This is a genomic window from Clostridium sp. KNHs216 (assembly GCF_006714885.1).
GTDB lineage: Bacteria > Bacillota > Clostridia > Oscillospirales > Acutalibacteraceae > Caproiciproducens.
In genome coordinates this window covers 3,869,889-3,885,042 of sequence record NZ_VFMF01000001.1, presented here as the reverse complement: position 1 = coordinate 3,885,042, position 15,154 = coordinate 3,869,889, and the positions used below count along the sequence as shown (strand labels likewise).

General features: G+C 52.5%; 16 protein-coding genes. 12 read left to right on the top strand and 4 right to left on the bottom strand.

Features of this window, described 5'->3' with window-relative positions:
- The first annotated feature begins 9 nt into the window (after positions 1–9).
- A complete protein-coding gene (locus LY85_RS18790; protein WP_141827869.1) occupies positions 10–1,047 on the top strand; it encodes a DnaD domain protein in 1,038 nt (345 codons plus the stop codon).
- Complete coding sequence (locus LY85_RS18785) at positions 1,044–2,039, top strand: ATP-binding protein (protein WP_243122620.1); 996 nt, start codon at positions 1,044–1,046, stop codon at positions 2,037–2,039. Before LY85_RS18790 ends, LY85_RS18785 begins: the two co-directional genes overlap by 4 nt.
- A 39-nt stretch (positions 2,040–2,078) precedes the next feature.
- Here LY85_RS18785 and prfB read toward each other — a convergent pair whose 3' ends face one another.
- Positions 2,079–3,206: a peptide chain release factor 2 gene (gene prfB / locus LY85_RS18780; RefSeq protein ID WP_141827867.1), complete on the bottom strand. Its 1,128-nt coding sequence runs from the start codon at positions 3,204–3,206 to the stop codon at positions 2,079–2,081.
- A 444-nt stretch (positions 3,207–3,650) separates the two neighbouring features.
- On the opposite strand from prfB, the gene LY85_RS18775 reads away from it, so the two are divergent.
- From LY85_RS18775 to rpsR, 5 genes are all read left to right on the top strand, one after another.
- Positions 3,651–4,745 (top strand): RING finger protein, encoded by a 1,095-nt coding sequence (locus LY85_RS18775; RefSeq protein WP_141827866.1) that lies wholly within the window; start codon positions 3,651–3,653, stop codon positions 4,743–4,745.
- A gap of 17 nt (positions 4,746–4,762) precedes the next feature.
- On the top strand, positions 4,763–5,638 hold the full coding sequence (locus tag LY85_RS18770; protein ID WP_141827865.1) for a UTP--glucose-1-phosphate uridylyltransferase: 876 nt from the start codon (positions 4,763–4,765) through the stop codon (positions 5,636–5,638).
- A 120-nt stretch (positions 5,639–5,758) separates the two neighbouring features.
- Positions 5,759–6,055: a 30S ribosomal protein S6 gene (gene rpsF / locus LY85_RS18765; protein WP_141827864.1), complete on the top strand. Its 297-nt coding sequence runs from the start codon at positions 5,759–5,761 to the stop codon at positions 6,053–6,055.
- Between the two features lie 18 nt (positions 6,056–6,073).
- Positions 6,074–6,529: a single-stranded DNA-binding protein gene (locus LY85_RS18760; protein ID WP_038323633.1), complete on the top strand. Its 456-nt coding sequence runs from the start codon at positions 6,074–6,076 to the stop codon at positions 6,527–6,529.
- Between the two features lie 43 nt (positions 6,530–6,572).
- Positions 6,573–6,836: a 30S ribosomal protein S18 gene (rpsR, locus tag LY85_RS18755; protein WP_038323632.1), complete on the top strand. Its 264-nt coding sequence runs from the start codon at positions 6,573–6,575 to the stop codon at positions 6,834–6,836.
- 125 nt (positions 6,837–6,961) lie between these two features.
- Here rpsR and LY85_RS18750 read toward each other — a convergent pair whose 3' ends face one another.
- On the bottom strand, positions 6,962–7,747 hold the full coding sequence (locus tag LY85_RS18750) for a polymer-forming cytoskeletal protein (protein ID WP_141827863.1): 786 nt from the start codon (positions 7,745–7,747) through the stop codon (positions 6,962–6,964).
- 496 nt (positions 7,748–8,243) lie between these two features.
- Between LY85_RS18750 and LY85_RS18745 the strand changes: the two genes are divergently transcribed.
- Genes LY85_RS18745 through LY85_RS18725 form a run of 5 tightly spaced genes read left to right on the top strand, consistent with a single transcriptional unit; the run spans position 8,244 to position 12,957 of the window.
- On the top strand, positions 8,244–9,416 hold the full coding sequence (locus LY85_RS18745) for an ABC transporter substrate-binding protein (RefSeq protein WP_141827862.1): 1,173 nt from the start codon (positions 8,244–8,246) through the stop codon (positions 9,414–9,416).
- A 30-nt stretch (positions 9,417–9,446) separates the two neighbouring features.
- On the top strand, positions 9,447–10,340 hold the full coding sequence (locus LY85_RS18740) for a branched-chain amino acid ABC transporter permease (protein WP_141827861.1): 894 nt from the start codon (positions 9,447–9,449) through the stop codon (positions 10,338–10,340).
- A 1-nt stretch (position 10,341) separates the two neighbouring features.
- Complete coding sequence (locus tag LY85_RS18735; protein ID WP_347562449.1) at positions 10,342–11,433, top strand: branched-chain amino acid ABC transporter permease; 1,092 nt, start codon at positions 10,342–10,344, stop codon at positions 11,431–11,433.
- Complete coding sequence (locus tag LY85_RS18730) at positions 11,430–12,248, top strand: ABC transporter ATP-binding protein (RefSeq protein WP_042081655.1); 819 nt, start codon at positions 11,430–11,432, stop codon at positions 12,246–12,248. Before LY85_RS18735 ends, LY85_RS18730 begins: the two co-directional genes overlap by 4 nt.
- A complete protein-coding gene (locus LY85_RS18725) occupies positions 12,235–12,957 on the top strand; it encodes an ABC transporter ATP-binding protein (protein WP_038323628.1) in 723 nt (240 codons plus the stop codon). The genes LY85_RS18730 and LY85_RS18725 overlap by 14 nt, the downstream gene beginning before the upstream one ends.
- A 51-nt stretch (positions 12,958–13,008) precedes the next feature.
- On the opposite strand, the gene LY85_RS18720 is transcribed toward LY85_RS18725, so the two are convergent.
- A complete protein-coding gene (locus tag LY85_RS18720; RefSeq protein ID WP_038323627.1) occupies positions 13,009–13,803 on the bottom strand; it encodes an NYN domain-containing protein in 795 nt (264 codons plus the stop codon).
- 113 nt (positions 13,804–13,916) lie between these two features.
- Positions 13,917–14,894 carry a Gfo/Idh/MocA family oxidoreductase gene (locus LY85_RS18715; RefSeq protein ID WP_243122619.1) on the bottom strand — a complete coding sequence of 326 codons (978 nt, stop codon included), beginning with the start codon at positions 14,892–14,894 and terminating at the stop codon, positions 13,917–13,919.
- Between the last annotated feature and the right edge of the window lie 260 nt (positions 14,895–15,154).

Here is a 15,154-nt window from a genome sequence, read left to right as displayed (position 1 = left end):
TGACCCTCTATGAGTTATTCCATTAATCTCGGAGACTGGAACTCCGTTTTCGCGGTACCCTGCTCCGTAGTTGATCAACATATCAAGCTGGCCGGTTCCGTTCAGCTGAAGGTGCTTTTATGGGAGCTTCGCCACGCGGGCGACTCCTTTGAAGCGGCGGATATTGCGAAAGCGCTGTGCATTGACAAAGCCGACGTTGCCGACGCCATGCTTTACTGGCAGCAGACGGGGCTTTTCTGCGAAAAGAACAAAGAACTGACGCCTCCGGAAAAAGAGGAGACTTCGGCTGTACCTGAAAATAAAGAAGCCGTTTTGAAAGAAAAAGAGCCGGAACGCGAACCGGAAAAGCCGGAGGCGGAGCCCGCCGAAAAACCGCACAAGCTGCTTTCCCGCCCGCAAAAGCCCGACAACGCCTTTGTCGCGAAAAGGATGGGCGAATCGACGGAAATCGCCTGCCTGATGCAGGAGGCCGAGCAGATTCTGGGGCGGCTGATTTCCAACGGGGATTCCGCCATGCTTCTGATGCTGCACGATGATTTCGGGCTGCCCGCGGACGTAATTATCATGCTGCTGCAGTATGTGGTCAGCATCGGCAAGGCAAATACCCGTTACATAGAGAAGGTGGCCATGAACTGGGCCGACGAGGAAATCTTCACCCATGAAAAGGCGGAGGAAAAGCTGCGCAGGCTGGACGAAGGCCAAAAGGCGTGGCGCGTGATCGAGCAGGCGGCAGGCATTCCCCACCGCGCGCCCTCCACCAAGGAGCAGGCGTTCGCCTCGGTCTGGGTTACACAGTGGAAGTTTACTCTTCCGCTGATTCACGAGGCGTATGAACGCAGCGTGGACAACACCGGAAAATTCAGCATCAGCTACATGAACAAGATTCTGGAGCGCTGGAACCGGGAAGGCATCTCTACGCTGGAGCAGGCACAGAAGGACAAGGAGGAAAGGGTGGCCGCGCGCAAAAGCACCAAGCCTCAGAAAACCTCCTATGACATTGCGGAATACGAGCGTTCCAGCGTTTTTGACAATTTTGACAGGAAGTGATCGCATTGGGCTACAGCAGGGAGATTTACGAAAGCGCGGAACAGATTCTTTTCGAACGCCGTAAAAAAGCGGAAGACATGGCCGCGCAGCGAAAGGCGGCGTTTTACGGGATCTGCCCGGAAGCCGCCGAAATCGAGTCCGTCCTGTCGCGCACTGCAATCGCCGCGGCAAGGGCCGTTTTGGGCGGCGGCAGCGCCAGAGAGCAGCTCACCCGGTTAAAAGCGGAAAACCTGGCCCTTCAGAGCCGATTAAAAGAGAAACTGAATTCCCTAGGCTACGGCGAGCATTATCTGGAGCCGGAGTATTCCTGCAAACTCTGCGGCGATACCGGGTACGTCGACGGCAGGATGTGCGAATGCATGAAGAAGCTTCTCCGCGCGCAGGCCTATGATTCCTTAAACGCCCTTACGCCGCTGAAGCTTTCCACCTTTGAAAGCTTTTCGCTGGATTTTTACCCGGACAAGACCGAAGGCGACACGGCAAAGTCCCCGCGCAGCATGATGGAAGGCGTGTACCGCAACTGCCGCAGATACGCGGACAGCTTTTCCCCTTCCTCCCCCAGCCTGATGATGCAGGGGGCTACGGGACTGGGCAAAACGCATCTGTCGCTGGCCATTGCCAACACGGCCATTCAGAAGGGCTTCGGCGTGGTTTACTGCTCCGTCAACAACATGATTACCAAGCTGGAGCGGGAGCATTTCGGCCGCGACGAGGGAAACACCGGCCATATGATTCTGGACTGTGACCTGCTGATTCTGGACGACCTGGGCACGGAATTCCGAACCGCGTTTTCCTGCGCCGAAATCTATAACATCGTCAACACGCGGCTGATGACCCAGAAGCCGACCATCATCAGCACAAACCTTTCCATTCAGGAGCTGCAGGAACGGTACACGGAACGTTTTGCTTCCAGAATCATGGGGGATTACGTGCGCGTCCTTTTCAGCGGAAGGGACAACCGGCTGCAGAAGCTGCTAAGAAGTCAGTGCTAAAACAAAACGGGGGCTGCGTAACGCAGCCCCTTGCTTATTTTATTCGATATTTTCGCCGAGAGCGTCAAGACTCTGCGCTTTCAGATAGGCGTTGATAAAGCCGTCCAGATCGCCGTCCATCACGGCGTTGATATTGCCCGACTCAAAGCCGGTGCGGTGGTCCTTTGCCAACGTATAGGGCATAAAGACATAGGAACGGATCTGAGAACCCCACGCGATTTCTTTCTGGACGCCCTTGATGTCCTCGATGCGCTCCAGATTTTCGCGCTCTTTGATTTCGACCAGCTTGGATTTCAGCATCCTCATCGCCACGTCGCGGTTCTGGTACTGGCTGCGTTCCACCTGACAGGATACCACGATTCCCGTGGGGATATGGGTCAGACGCACCGCGGAGGAGGTCTTGTTGACCTTCTGGCCGCCCGCACCGCTCGCGCGGTAAACGTCCATTTTGATGTCCTCGGGGTTGATCTGTACCTCCACGTCGTCGTCGATTTCCGGCATTACTTCCAGAGAAGCAAACGAGGTATGCCTCCTGCCGGAGGCGTCGAACGGGGATACGCGGACCAGCCTGTGCACGCCCGCCTCGCTCTTTAAGAAGCCGTAGGCGTTGATGCCCTCGATCAGGATACTGGCGCTTTTCAGCCCCGCTTCCTCGCCGTCCAGATAGTCCAGCGTTTCCACCTTGTATCCGTGGCGCTCGCCCCAGCGGCAGTACATGCGGTACAGCATTTCCGCCCAGTCCTGCGCCTCGGTGCCGCCGGCGCCCGCGTGGAACGTCAGAATCGCGTTCTTGCCGTCGTATTCCCCGGTCAGCAGCGTGGAAAGGCGCTGCGCTTCCAGCTCATCCTGAAACTTTTTCAGTTCCTCCTGCGCTTCCGGTAAAAGGGATAAGTCCCCTTCCTCATTGGCAAGCTCTATTAAGGCCAGCGTATCGCCGTACGAATTTTTCAGCCGTTCATACGCAGCAGCCTTATTTTTCAGCATACTGGAACGCTGCAAAACCTTTTGAGAAGTGCTCATATCGTCCCAGAAACCGGGCTGAGCGGCTTTTTCGTCGAGCTTCGCAATCTCTTCGCGCATGCCTTCAAGCCCAAGCGCTTCCGCCAGATCGTTCAGATCGGGTTCCAACTCCTGCAAAGCAAGCTTCATTTCTTCAAACTGCAGCATACTATCATCCTTCAAATAAATTATTCCATTACAGGATTTTCCATCCGCTTATCGCGTAAATCCGTGTTCCCTCCGACGAACCGGAAGGGAAACACAGTCGGGTCTTTCCGTAAAAATGCAATGATTGTTATTAATTATAAATTATTCCGTGTATAATGTAAAGATGAAATTACGGAACAAAGGCCCCGCACACCGCGCCGGACGTAAGCCTGACGCGCGGTCAATTATGAATTAGGTGAAAACTTATTGAATATATTATTGAAGTTTCTTTTGAAATTATATACAATAGGTTAATATAATAAGATTGATATCTATAGCAAATCCATTTCAGTTTGTGAGACAAAGCACGTTCTTCCCCCGCCTTCGGCGGGGGAAGAACACAACCTTGTTGCATAATTAGCTGGAAGCGCTGCAATTGATATCTACATTATGGGAGGATAAACTATGATTGACTATACAGGTTTAAACTGCCCTGTCTGCGGAAAACCTTTTGCACGGGACGACGATATCGTCGTCTGCCCCGAATGCGGCGCGCCGTATCACCGCGAGTGCTACGCGCAGGCGGGCAAATGCGTTTTTTCGGACAAACACGGCACCCATGCCGCGTGGACTCCCCCACAGAAGGAAACCAAGTCCGCCGACACGGCGGAAAACGGGGCGGAAAACAGAACCAAACGCTGTCCGCGCTGCGGCAGTCTGAATTCACAGAACGCGATGTTCTGTGACCACTGCGGCCAGTCGCTGACCATGAACCAGCAGGATGTCGCCGGTTTCCCCAAAAGCGGCGGCTTTCCTCAGAACGGGTTCCCTCAGAACGGGTTCCCTCAGAACGGCTTTCCCCAGGCAGGCGGCCCCTTTCCGTCAGGCCAGCCAGGTCAGCCGGGCCAGCCCATGCCGTTTATCTTTGACCCGATGGGTGGGGTGAACCCCAACGAGCCGATCGGCAGCGTCCCGGCGGGAGACCTCGCCAAGCTGGTACAGGGCAATACCCAGTATTATCTGCCGGTATTCCTCAATCTCAAGCGTTTTCACAGAAACCGTTTCAACTTCAGCGCGTTCCTGTTTTCGGGCGGCTGGATGCTGTACCGCAAACAGTACAAAATCGGTTCCGTGATTACCGCGGTCATGACCGTCCTGTATCTGATCTCCACCTACGTGTCCCTTAATTTTTCCATGCCGCTGCTGGAATCCCTGATGCAGCAGCAGGGAATTTCCATCGATACGGTTTCCCCCACCTATTCCCAGCTGCTGCAGGTGTCGGAACAGCTTGCACAGCAGCCGGTCCAGCAGATTCTTCTGTTCTGTGTGCCGACCATCATTGCGCTGGTCCAGATCATCCTCATGCTGGTGGTGGGATTTAACGGAAACAAGTGGTATTTAAATCACTGCATCGATAAGATCGAGCAGATCCATCATCATACGCCCGAGGCGACCCTTGCCGCGATTCAGCTGCAGGAGCAGGGCGGCGTGAACACTTCTCTGGCAATCGGCCTTCTGATCTGTTATATGATTGTGTTTTATCTGCCTCAAATATTCTAGATATTAGGAGTGTAAAAATGAAAGTAACAAAAGCTGTCATTCCGGCCGCCGGGCTGGGAACCCGCGTGCTGCCGGCAACCAAATCCATGCCGAAGGAAATGCTGCCGATTGTGGACAAGCCCGCCATCCAGTATATTGTGGAGGAAGCCGTCCGTTCCGGTATCACGGATATCCTGATTATCACCAACCGCGGCAAGGGATTGATTGAGGACCACTTTGACCGTGTGCCGGAGCTGGAGGCCAAGCTGACCAGCGGCGGCCCGGATAAGGAAAAGATTTTAAAGGAAATTATCGATCTTTCCCACGAGGCGAACATTTACTTTGTCCGTCAGAAGGAAACCAAGGGCCTTGGCCACGCGGTGAACTGCGCCCGCTCCTTCGTCGGCAACGAGCCGTTCGCGGTCCTGTACGGCGACGACGTCATCATCGGCGAGGACCCTGCCTGCGGCCAGCTGATCCGGGCTTACGACGAGTTCGGAAAGGGTGTTCTGGGCGTGAACCAGGTGACCGCCGAAGCAATCACCAAATACAGTTCCCTGAAGGTGGAGCCGATCCACGACAACTACTTCAGCTGTACGGATATGATTGAAAAGCCGTCCCCGGACAAAATCATGTCCCTGTATTCCATTCTGGGCAGATGCGTTCTGACGCCGGATATCTTTGATATTCTGGATCGGACCCAGCCGGGCGCCGGCGGGGAAATCCAGCTGACCGACGCCATGTGCGCTTTGGCCCGCTCCGTGGGCATGGTCGCGGTGGACTTTACCGGAAAGCGCTACGATATGGGAAACAAGCTGGGCATCATGCAGGCACAGGTGGAGGTTGCGCTGAAACATCCGGATATTGGCCCTCAGTTCAGGGCGTACCTGAAGGACCTTTGCAAAACACTGTAATTTTTATCTTGACTTCATAATGCCGTGCTGATATAATTACTCTGTTAAGCCGCAGTTTTCGGCTTACTATCCTTGCTCCGGATTTATTTCGGGGCCAAAGTCCAAAAGGAGGTGCAAATAATGTCAGATGTAAAGAATTCCTATGAAACCGTATTTATCCTTTCCACAAAACTCGGTGAGGACGCGATTGCCGCTCTGGTTCAGAAGTTCAAGGATTTGATCGAGGCAAACGGTACCATCGACAGCATTGATGAGTGGGGAAAACGCAGACTTGCGTACCCGATCATGAAGCAGGAAGAAGGCTACTACACCTTAGTGAACTTCACAAGCGCTCCCGAATTTACGGCTGAGCTCGACAGAATTTACAAGATTACCGACGGTGTCCTTCGTTCTCTCATCATAAAGAAAGAAAGCTAAGAAGGAAGAGTGATTTGAATGCTCAATGTCGCTGTTTTAATGGGCAGACTTGTTGCCGACCCTGAACTTAGGCATACGCCGAATGATGTTTCCGTAACAAGCTTTACAATTGCCGTGGACCGTTCCTACGTGAAATCGGGAGCGGACCGTCAGGCTGATTTTATTGATATTGTTGCGTGGCGCAGCACGGCGGATTTTGTGTGCAGATATTTCCACAAAGGCCAGCTGGTTGCGGTACAGGGTTCCATCCAGACACGTACCTATACCGATAAGGACGGAAACAAGCGCAAAGCGTTTGAAGTCGTTGCTGACAATGTGCATTTTGCAGAGTCAAAACGCGACAGCGCAGGAGCGCAGGGCAGCAATTATCATTCAAAAACGGATATTACCGCTGAGCAGCCGGTCCCCGCTTACACAAGCGGCGACACCGGCGATTTTGAGGAGATGCCTTTAGACGACGACTTGCCGTTCTAAGCGTTCCCTCTGCAATACTGATGAGAAAAGGAGGCTTATTGCCATGGCTGATAGAAACGACAGAAACGACAGACAGGACCGCCGCCCCGGCGGACGCAAGACCCGCAAGAAGGTCTGCGGCTTCTGCGTCGACAGAGTGGAATCCATCGATTACAAGGATGTTGCAAAGCTTCGCCGCTTTATTTCTGAGAGAGCCAAGATTCTGCCCCGCAGAGTAACCGGCACCTGTGCGCATCACCAGCGTGAGCTGACCATCGCCATTAAACGCGCGCGTCATCTTGCACTGCTTCCCTTCAGCAGCGACTGATCCTGCTGCCTGCAAATTGAATTTTCAGAGCGGACGCATAAGCGCCCGCTCTTTTGTTTTTTTCTGAAAGGATAAAAAAACAGAGATGGAAATTTCCATCTCTGTTTTTATTTCTCACTGTTTCATTATTCGGCGGGAGCGGGGCGAACGGGCCTGTCGTCGTCCTGAATCCTGATATCCCCCAGCTGGCCGCTGAAAATTTCCAGCTTGCCCTGAAGCTTGGCGCCGTTGTTCACCGTAACCGTGCCGGCTTTCAGATCGCCGATCACAATTGCGTTGCTCTGACAGACAATGCTGCTCTTGGCCTGAATATTGCCCTGAAGCCTGCCGTTGATCGTCAGGTTCTTGGTCCTGATATCGCCGATGACAACGGAATCGCTGTCTATGTTCATATCCTCGGTGGCGGTGACATTGCCGCGGACCGTACAGGCCGAAAGCGTAATGCTGGATCCCTGAATGTCGCCGACCTGCTTTCCGTTGATCTTGATATTGCCGGTGGTCGTAATTCCGCCTGTGACCGTTCCGTAAATCTCAAGATTGCCTTCCGATTGAATATCGCCCGTAATGACGGTACCCTTTGATATCACCGTGGTCTGCTTGGATGAATTGAAATCATTGGCGGTAGGAAGTTCATACGGCTTCTGGGGCTGAAAATCCGGTTTCAGCGACTGGAATTCGGGTCTGCCCGTTTCAATCGGTTTGGGCGCGCCGAACTGCAGGTCCTCCGGCTCATCTTCTTTTACTTCGAGCTTGAATTCCTCGGCATTTTCTTCCCGGGTATATTCTACCATTTTGGATTTGCCAAACTGCATGGAAGAAACCTCTTCCGCTTCTTCATAATCCGGGCCGTCCCAGATTCTTTTCAAAATACTGATAAACCTGCTATTATCGTTTTTTCTGACTGCTTCCATCGTCCTGCCTCCACAAACGTAGTATTATCATGATATAAAAAAATATATTCCACCACTTTCTTTAATAATAATCTATTTTTTCAAATTTTTCCAGTATTATTTGCAAAATTTTTAACTTTTTTGTAATAAAATGTATAAATCCGGGATTTTATGATGATTTTGCAGGAACCATACAGAAAAATTTCACATGGCACCCGTTTGGGCATCGGACAGATTTCTTAAAAAATCGTAAAAAAACTGCACCTGGAAGAATGATAATGCGTACATTATATCAATCAATTTACACTTTAACGGTTACTGATATTCATCACGCTGTCCCATTGAACGGAAATGAGCAAATGGCACCGCAAAAAATGCCGGATGGTAAAACGAAAAATTCATTTTGCTTGAATTCTATATATTAGCATGATATAATCATAAAAAGTTTACACAACGTTCACAGGCGTCCCGGATGGGCCGCAAAAATAAATTGAATTGACTGAGGAGGCAACTTAACATGAAAAGAATTGCAGCACTGCTGCTGGCATTGATAATGACAGCAACAGCATTTTCTGGATGTAAAAAAGTGGACACCGCGTCCGGCTCCGCGGCAACCGGCAGCGACACCATCAAAATCGGTGTATTTGAACCTTTGACGGGTGCAAACGCCGCAGGCGGCGAGGCCGAAGTCGAAGGCATAAAAATCGCCAACAAGCTCTATCCTGAAGTTCTCGGCAAAAAAGTGGAAATTGTTGTTGCGGACAACAAATCCGACAAGGCTCAGGCCACCACGGCTGTCGCCCGTCTGATTGAAAAAGACAAGGTTTCCGCTATCATCGGCTCCTGGGGTTCCAGCTTTTCCATGGCTGCCGGCGATCTGGTAAAGAAAAACAAGGTTCCCGCGGTGGGCGCTTCCTGCACAAACCCGCTGGTGACAAAAGGAAACGACTATTATTTCCGCGTCTGCTACCTTGACCCGTTCCAGGGAACCGTCATGGCAAACTACGCCTTCAAGAGCGGCGCGAAAAAGGCCGCCATCGTTCAGGAGGTTTCCAACGACTACGCAGTCGGTCTGGCTACATATTTCAAAGAGGCGTTTATCAAACTGACCGGCGACCCCAACTCCGTGGTAACGACCGTTAACTACAACACCAACGATCAGGAATTCGGCGCGCAGCTTTCCACCGTAAAAGCCGCCAATCCGGACGTGATCTTTGCTCCCGGCAACTTTACGGAATCCGCGCTGGTCATGAAGCAGGCCCGTCAGCTGGGCATCACCGCCCCGTTCCTCGGCGGCGACACATGGGATATTGACGAATTCACCTCCGTAGGCGGCACCGACGTAGAGGGCGCCACCATTTCCACTTTCTTCGACGATTCCGCTCCTGTAACGGAAGAGGGCAAGAAATTTGTCGAAGCCTATAAGAAGGAATACCCCGACAAGAACATGGCCGCAGTCAGCGCGCTGGGCTACGACGCTTACCTCGTCATCATCAAGGCGATCGAGGCCGCCAATTCCTCCGACTCCACCGCTATCCGCGACGCTTTGGCAAAGACAAAGGATGTAGAGGGCGCAACAGGAAAGCTGACCTTTAACGAGGACGGAGATCCCGACAAAGATTCCGCCATCATCAAAGAAGTGAAAAACGGAAAATTCACTTACAAGGATACGGTTACGATCTCAAAATAACGAATAATTTTGATATAGGGATGTTGTGCTATGACACTGGAACTGTTTTTACAAAATCTGGCAAACGGAATTGCGGTGGGAAGCCTGTACGCCCTGATAGCCGTCGGCTATACAATGGTTTACGGAATTCTGCGCCTCATTAACTTTGCCCACGGTGATATTTTCATGATGGCGGCCTACTTTACCTTTTTTGGTGTTGCGGCCTTTCACCTGCCGTGGTATTTCGCGTGTATTTTTGTCGTCGTGCTGACCGCCGGGCTGGGTATGCTGATCGAAAGAGTGGCCTACCGCCCGCTGCGCGACGCACCCAAGGACTCCGTCCTGGTTTCGGCAATCGGCGTTTCCTTCCTTCTTGAGAATCTCGCCACCTATATTTTCAGCGGAAAACCAAAGGCTTTTCCGGATTTTATGGGATTGATGTCCACCGTTTCGCTTGGGACGGTCTCCCTTCAGAAGGTCGCGCTCATTGTGCCGCTTGTTCTGGTTGTGTGCATGTCGATTCTTCTGTTCATCACCAACAAAACCAAGCTCGGCATGGCGATGCGTGCCGTTTCAAAGGACTATGAAATCGCGCGCGTAATGGGAATCAACATCAATCTGGTAATCGCCGCAACCTTTGGCATCGGCTCCGGCCTGGCCGCTGTCGGCGTGATTCTGTGGGGAATGAAATACCCGCAGGTGTCTCCCCTGATGGGGGTTATGCCCGGACTGAAATGCTTTATCGCCGCGGTCATCGGCGGGATCGGCAACATTAAGGGTGCTGTTCTGGGCGGCTTTATTCTCGGCCTGATTGAGGTTATGCTGGTTGCGTTCTTCCAGCCGCTGACCGGTTACCGTGATGCATTCGCCTTCATCCTCCTGATTTTAATCCTGCTGGTAAAACCGACGGGACTGATCGGGGAAAAGACAACGGAGAAGGTGTGATATGATGAAAGATACGAAAAAGCGCAACATCATCTGCACCGCGATTCTTGCGGTCATTATGCTGGCACTGATTTATTTCGCGAACAACTATCTGGACGCGTACATCGTCAGAATTCTGAATCTGTGCGCAATTTACACCATTATCGGCCTTTCCATGAATCTGATCAACGGCTTTACCGGCCTGTTCTCTCTCGGCCAGGCCGGTTTCATGGCGATCGGCGCGTATACGGTGGCGATTTTCACGCTTCCGCTGGATATGCGTTCCACCATCTTTTATATGGAACCCATGAATCCGGCCATCGCCGGGATTCATCTTCCCTTTGTCCCGGCGCTGCTTCTGGGCGGCGTGATTGCCGGAGCCGCGGCCTTTCTGATCGGCGCGCCGGTGCTGCGGCTGCGCGGCGACTATCTGGCGATCGCAACGCTGGGCTTTTCGGAAATTATCCGCATCCTGCTCACCAACCTGCAGAGCATAACGAACGGAGCGCTCGGAATCAACAAAATTCCGGATAACGCGAACAACATGTGGTGGTCGTTCGGCGTCGCCATCGTTATCCTGATTCTGACCGCGCTGCTGATCAATTCCAGCTACGGGCGCGCATTCAAGGCGATCCGCGAGGACGATATCGCGGCCGAGGCAATGGGCATCAACCTGTTCAAACACAAGGTCCTGTCCTTTGTCGTGGGCGGCTTTTTCGCCGGCGTCGGCGGGGGCCTTTACGCTTCCCTGCTCGGCACGGTGGACCCCAAGCAGTTCTATTTTACGCTCACCTACAACTTCCTGCTGATTATCGTTCTCGGCGGCATGGGCAGCATCAGCGGCACCGTCATCGCGTCGTTTATCGTAACCTGCGGGCTGGAGCTCCTGCGCACCTTCGACGAGCCGCTGACCGTTGCCGGCTACGAGGTTTCGCTGTTCCGCCCCGGCTTCAGCATGGTGATCTTCTCCCTTCTGCTGATGATCATCGTTCTGTTCTACAGCAAGGGCTTAATGGGCAGAACGGAACTGACCTGGGACAGGATTTTTAAATTCTTTGAAAAGCACAGGTCTAAAAAATCCCCGAAAAGCACAGAAAGGGGCAGCACGAAATGACACCGGACAACAAAAGCATCAATGAAACAATCGATAAAAACATCGTACTCAGAACCGAAAATATGACCATGCAGTTCGGGGGCGTCGTCGCTGTCGACAATCTGCACCTGACGATCCGGGAACACCAGATCGTGGCCCTGATCGGCCCGAACGGCGCGGGAAAAACGACCGCATTCAACATGATTACCGGCGTGTACACTCCTTCCAGCGGCAAAATCTTTCTGCACGGCGAGGATATCACGGGTATGAGCCCGGACAAAATCACCCGCAAGGGAGTGGCGCGTACCTTTCAGAATATCCGCCTGTTTAAGGATTTGTCCGTATTTGACAATATCATCATTGCGAAGCACTTTTCCATGAAAAGCAATCTTTTCAGCGCGACCCTGCGGCTTCCGGGTGCGGTCCGCGCCGAGAAAAGGATGCGTGAGGAAAGCGAAGAGCTTCTGGAAAGGATGGGGCTGGCCGACGTGAAAGACGCCGTCGCAAGCTCCCTCCCCTACGGACAGCAGCGCCACCTTGAAATTGCGCGCGCGCTGGCCACCAAGCCGGAGCTTCTTCTGCTCGACGAACCCGCGGCCGGGATGAACCCGCAGGAAACCGAGGACCTGACCGCTTCTATCAAGCAGATTCAGCAGGATTTCAACCTGACGGTTTTCCTGATTGAGCACCATATGGATCTGGTGATGGAGATATCCGACCGGATTTATGTGCTGGACTTCGGTCAGACGATCGGCAAGGGTACACCCGCCGAAATACAGAACAACCCGCGTGTGGTAGAGGCTTATTTGGGGGTGGACGAAGATGCTGAAAATTGAGAATTTGTATGTTTCCTACGGCGGTATTGAGGCGGTCAAGGGCATTTCCTTTGAAGTGCCGGACAAGAGCATCGTTACGCTGATCGGCGCAAACGGCGCGGGCAAAAGCACGACCCTGCGCACCGTGGTCGGCCTGGTCAAGCCGCAGAGCGGCAGGATCATTTATAATGACGAAGACATTACCGGAAAGCCTTCGGAGGAAATCGTACGGCACAGAATCACGCTGGTTCCGGAAGGCCGCCGTATTTTCCCGAACCTGACGGTTCTTGAAAACCTGAAAATCGGCGCATACATGAGAAAAGACGATTACTCGGAAGATATCAAATGGGTTTACGAACTTTTCCCCCGCCTGAAAGAGCGCTCCTGGCAGCTTGCCGGAACCCTTTCCGGCGGCGAACAGCAGATGCTGGCCGTGGGCCGCGCGCTCATGAGCAAGCCGGAGCTGATTATGATGGATGAGCCCTCGCTCGGTCTTGCCCCGCTGGTAGTCAAGGGCATTTTTGAAATCATCAAGGAGATCAACAAGCTGGGCGTCACCATTCTTCTGATTGAACAGAACGCCAATCTGGCGCTCCGGGTGGCGGACCAGGGGCACGTGCTTGAAACGGGGCGCATCAAGCTTTCCGGCAAGGGACGGGAGCTTCTGGAAAACGCCGAAGTCAAAGCCGCCTATCTGGGCAACAAAAAACACGAGCTTCCGGCGCAATAAGCTGACAGCAGAGAGCAAACAGGGTCCATGACAATGTCATGGACCCTGTTTTTATTTGGTATGCAGTTTTTTTGCGTTTGTTTTCTGCTGCTGTACAGGAGCGCTTTTTTCTTTGATATAAACCAGCCTGTTGTAGCCGTCGCTGTTCCGTTCCGAGAAGATATCGAAAATTTTCAGCGACTGGAGCAGCGGGGTCAGCTTTTTAAAGCCGTAATTTCTGACGTCAAAATCGGGGTAGCGGCGAACCAGCATGTTCCCGATTTCACCGACGAAGGCCCTTCCGTCGTCGTCGGATATTTCCTGGACGATTGTCCGGACGGCGCTTTTAATCGTTTCCAGAGGCGTCATTTCCGGCGCAACCGTTTCCGTCGCTTCCCCTTCCTCGGGCTGATCGTTGGACGCTGCCGTTTCACGCGCCAGAACCTCCAGATAGCGGAACTTATTGCACGCGGATATAAACGGAGGGGGCGTTTTCTTTTCCCCCATTCCGACTACGTTCATACCGGATTCGCGCAGCCGCACCGCAAGGCGCGTAAAGTCGCTGTCGCTGGAGACGATGCAGAATCCTTCCACATTTCCGGAGTACAGGATGTCCATCGCGTCAATAATCATCGCGGAATCCGTTGCGTTCTTCCCGGTGGTATAGCCGTACTGCTGAATGGGAGTAATCGAAAACTCCAGCAGCACGTTTTTCCACGAGCCGAGCGCGGGCTTCGTCCAGTCGCCGTAAATCCTTTTGTAGGTCGCAACGCCGTCATTGGAGACCTCATCCAAAATGTATTTGATATATTTCTCCGATACATTGTCCGCATCAATCAGTACTGCAAAACGGTTGTCCTGCGGCATTAAAATTACCTCTCTTTTCTTTTATATGTCAGTAGGGATTCAAACCTCTTTTTTATCTCATTACTTAGTATAAATCATATGGAAGAAATTATCAAACGGTACGGCGATCCGGTTTATTCAAACGGATAATGGATGCCCCACTCCGCGCGAAGCTGGTCCATCAATCCCAGAAGGCGGAGCGTTTCCCCGTGCGGCATCTCATCACAGGCCAGCTTTCCGCTGCCGATCGCTTTGACCGCGGCGCGCACCTCGTATTCATAGCCCGTAAAATCATGGGGCAGGCTGACCGTCTTGGGTTCTTGTTCTCCTTTGCCGTATATCTCAACGGCCTGTGCCATATAAAACTTATCCAGCACGATATGCCCCTTGTCACCGTAAATGACCGCCCTGTTTTCGTAGGGGCAGAGGAAGGTAAAATTCAGGACCGCCATGCGGCCGTTTTGAAAGACAAGCGTCACACTGTCCTGAGAATCCACCCCGCTGGCCGTTTTGACACAGGCGGACTGAACCTGCGAAAGCTCGCTGCCGAAAAACATGGAGGCAAAGGTCAGGGGATAAATCCCCATGTCGAGCAGAACGCCCCCGGCCAATGCCGGATTGACAACGCGCTCGATATGCCTTAAATCCTGCCCGAAGGAAACCGTCATCGTGAGAGGTTCGCCGATGACACCGCTGTCCAGGATTTCGCGCAGCTTGTCCGCAAAAGGCATGAAGCGCGTCCACATGGCCTCCGACAGAAACAGCCCCTTGCTTTCCGCAAGGCTGAACAGGTCCTCGGCCTGCTTCTGATTGACGGTGAGCGGCTTTTCGCACAGGACGTGTTTGCCGTGCTCCAGACAGAGCCTGGCGTGCTCATAATGATGGGAATGCGGAGAGGCAATATAAACGAGGTCGACGTCCGGATCGCTCACAAGCTCCTCGTAGGAACCGTAGGCTTTCTGAAATCCATATTGATCGGCCATGCCTTGTGCCCTGGACAGCTCCCGTGCCGCAACCGCATACGGGGTTACTTCGTTCATCTGTGAGACCGTTTTTGCCATTTTCCCGGCGATATTCCCGGCACACAAAATGGCAAAGTTCAGTTTTTTCATACGTTTCTTCCTCCACTGTCTTATTATCATAGGGTTAGTGCTTCTGACTGTCAAATTCCCGAAGGCTTCCTTTCTGACTTTTATTATGAAAATCCCATAATTCATAACATCCGTATACATAGAATACTATAAAATCTGCCTGGTTTCAACAGCTATCCCGGTTGCTCAGGATAAATTTTACGCTTATTTTGCCATCTATTGAGGTTTGAGATTTCTGCCGCACAATGTTAGTATAAGGATAAAATGATCGAAACATGGAG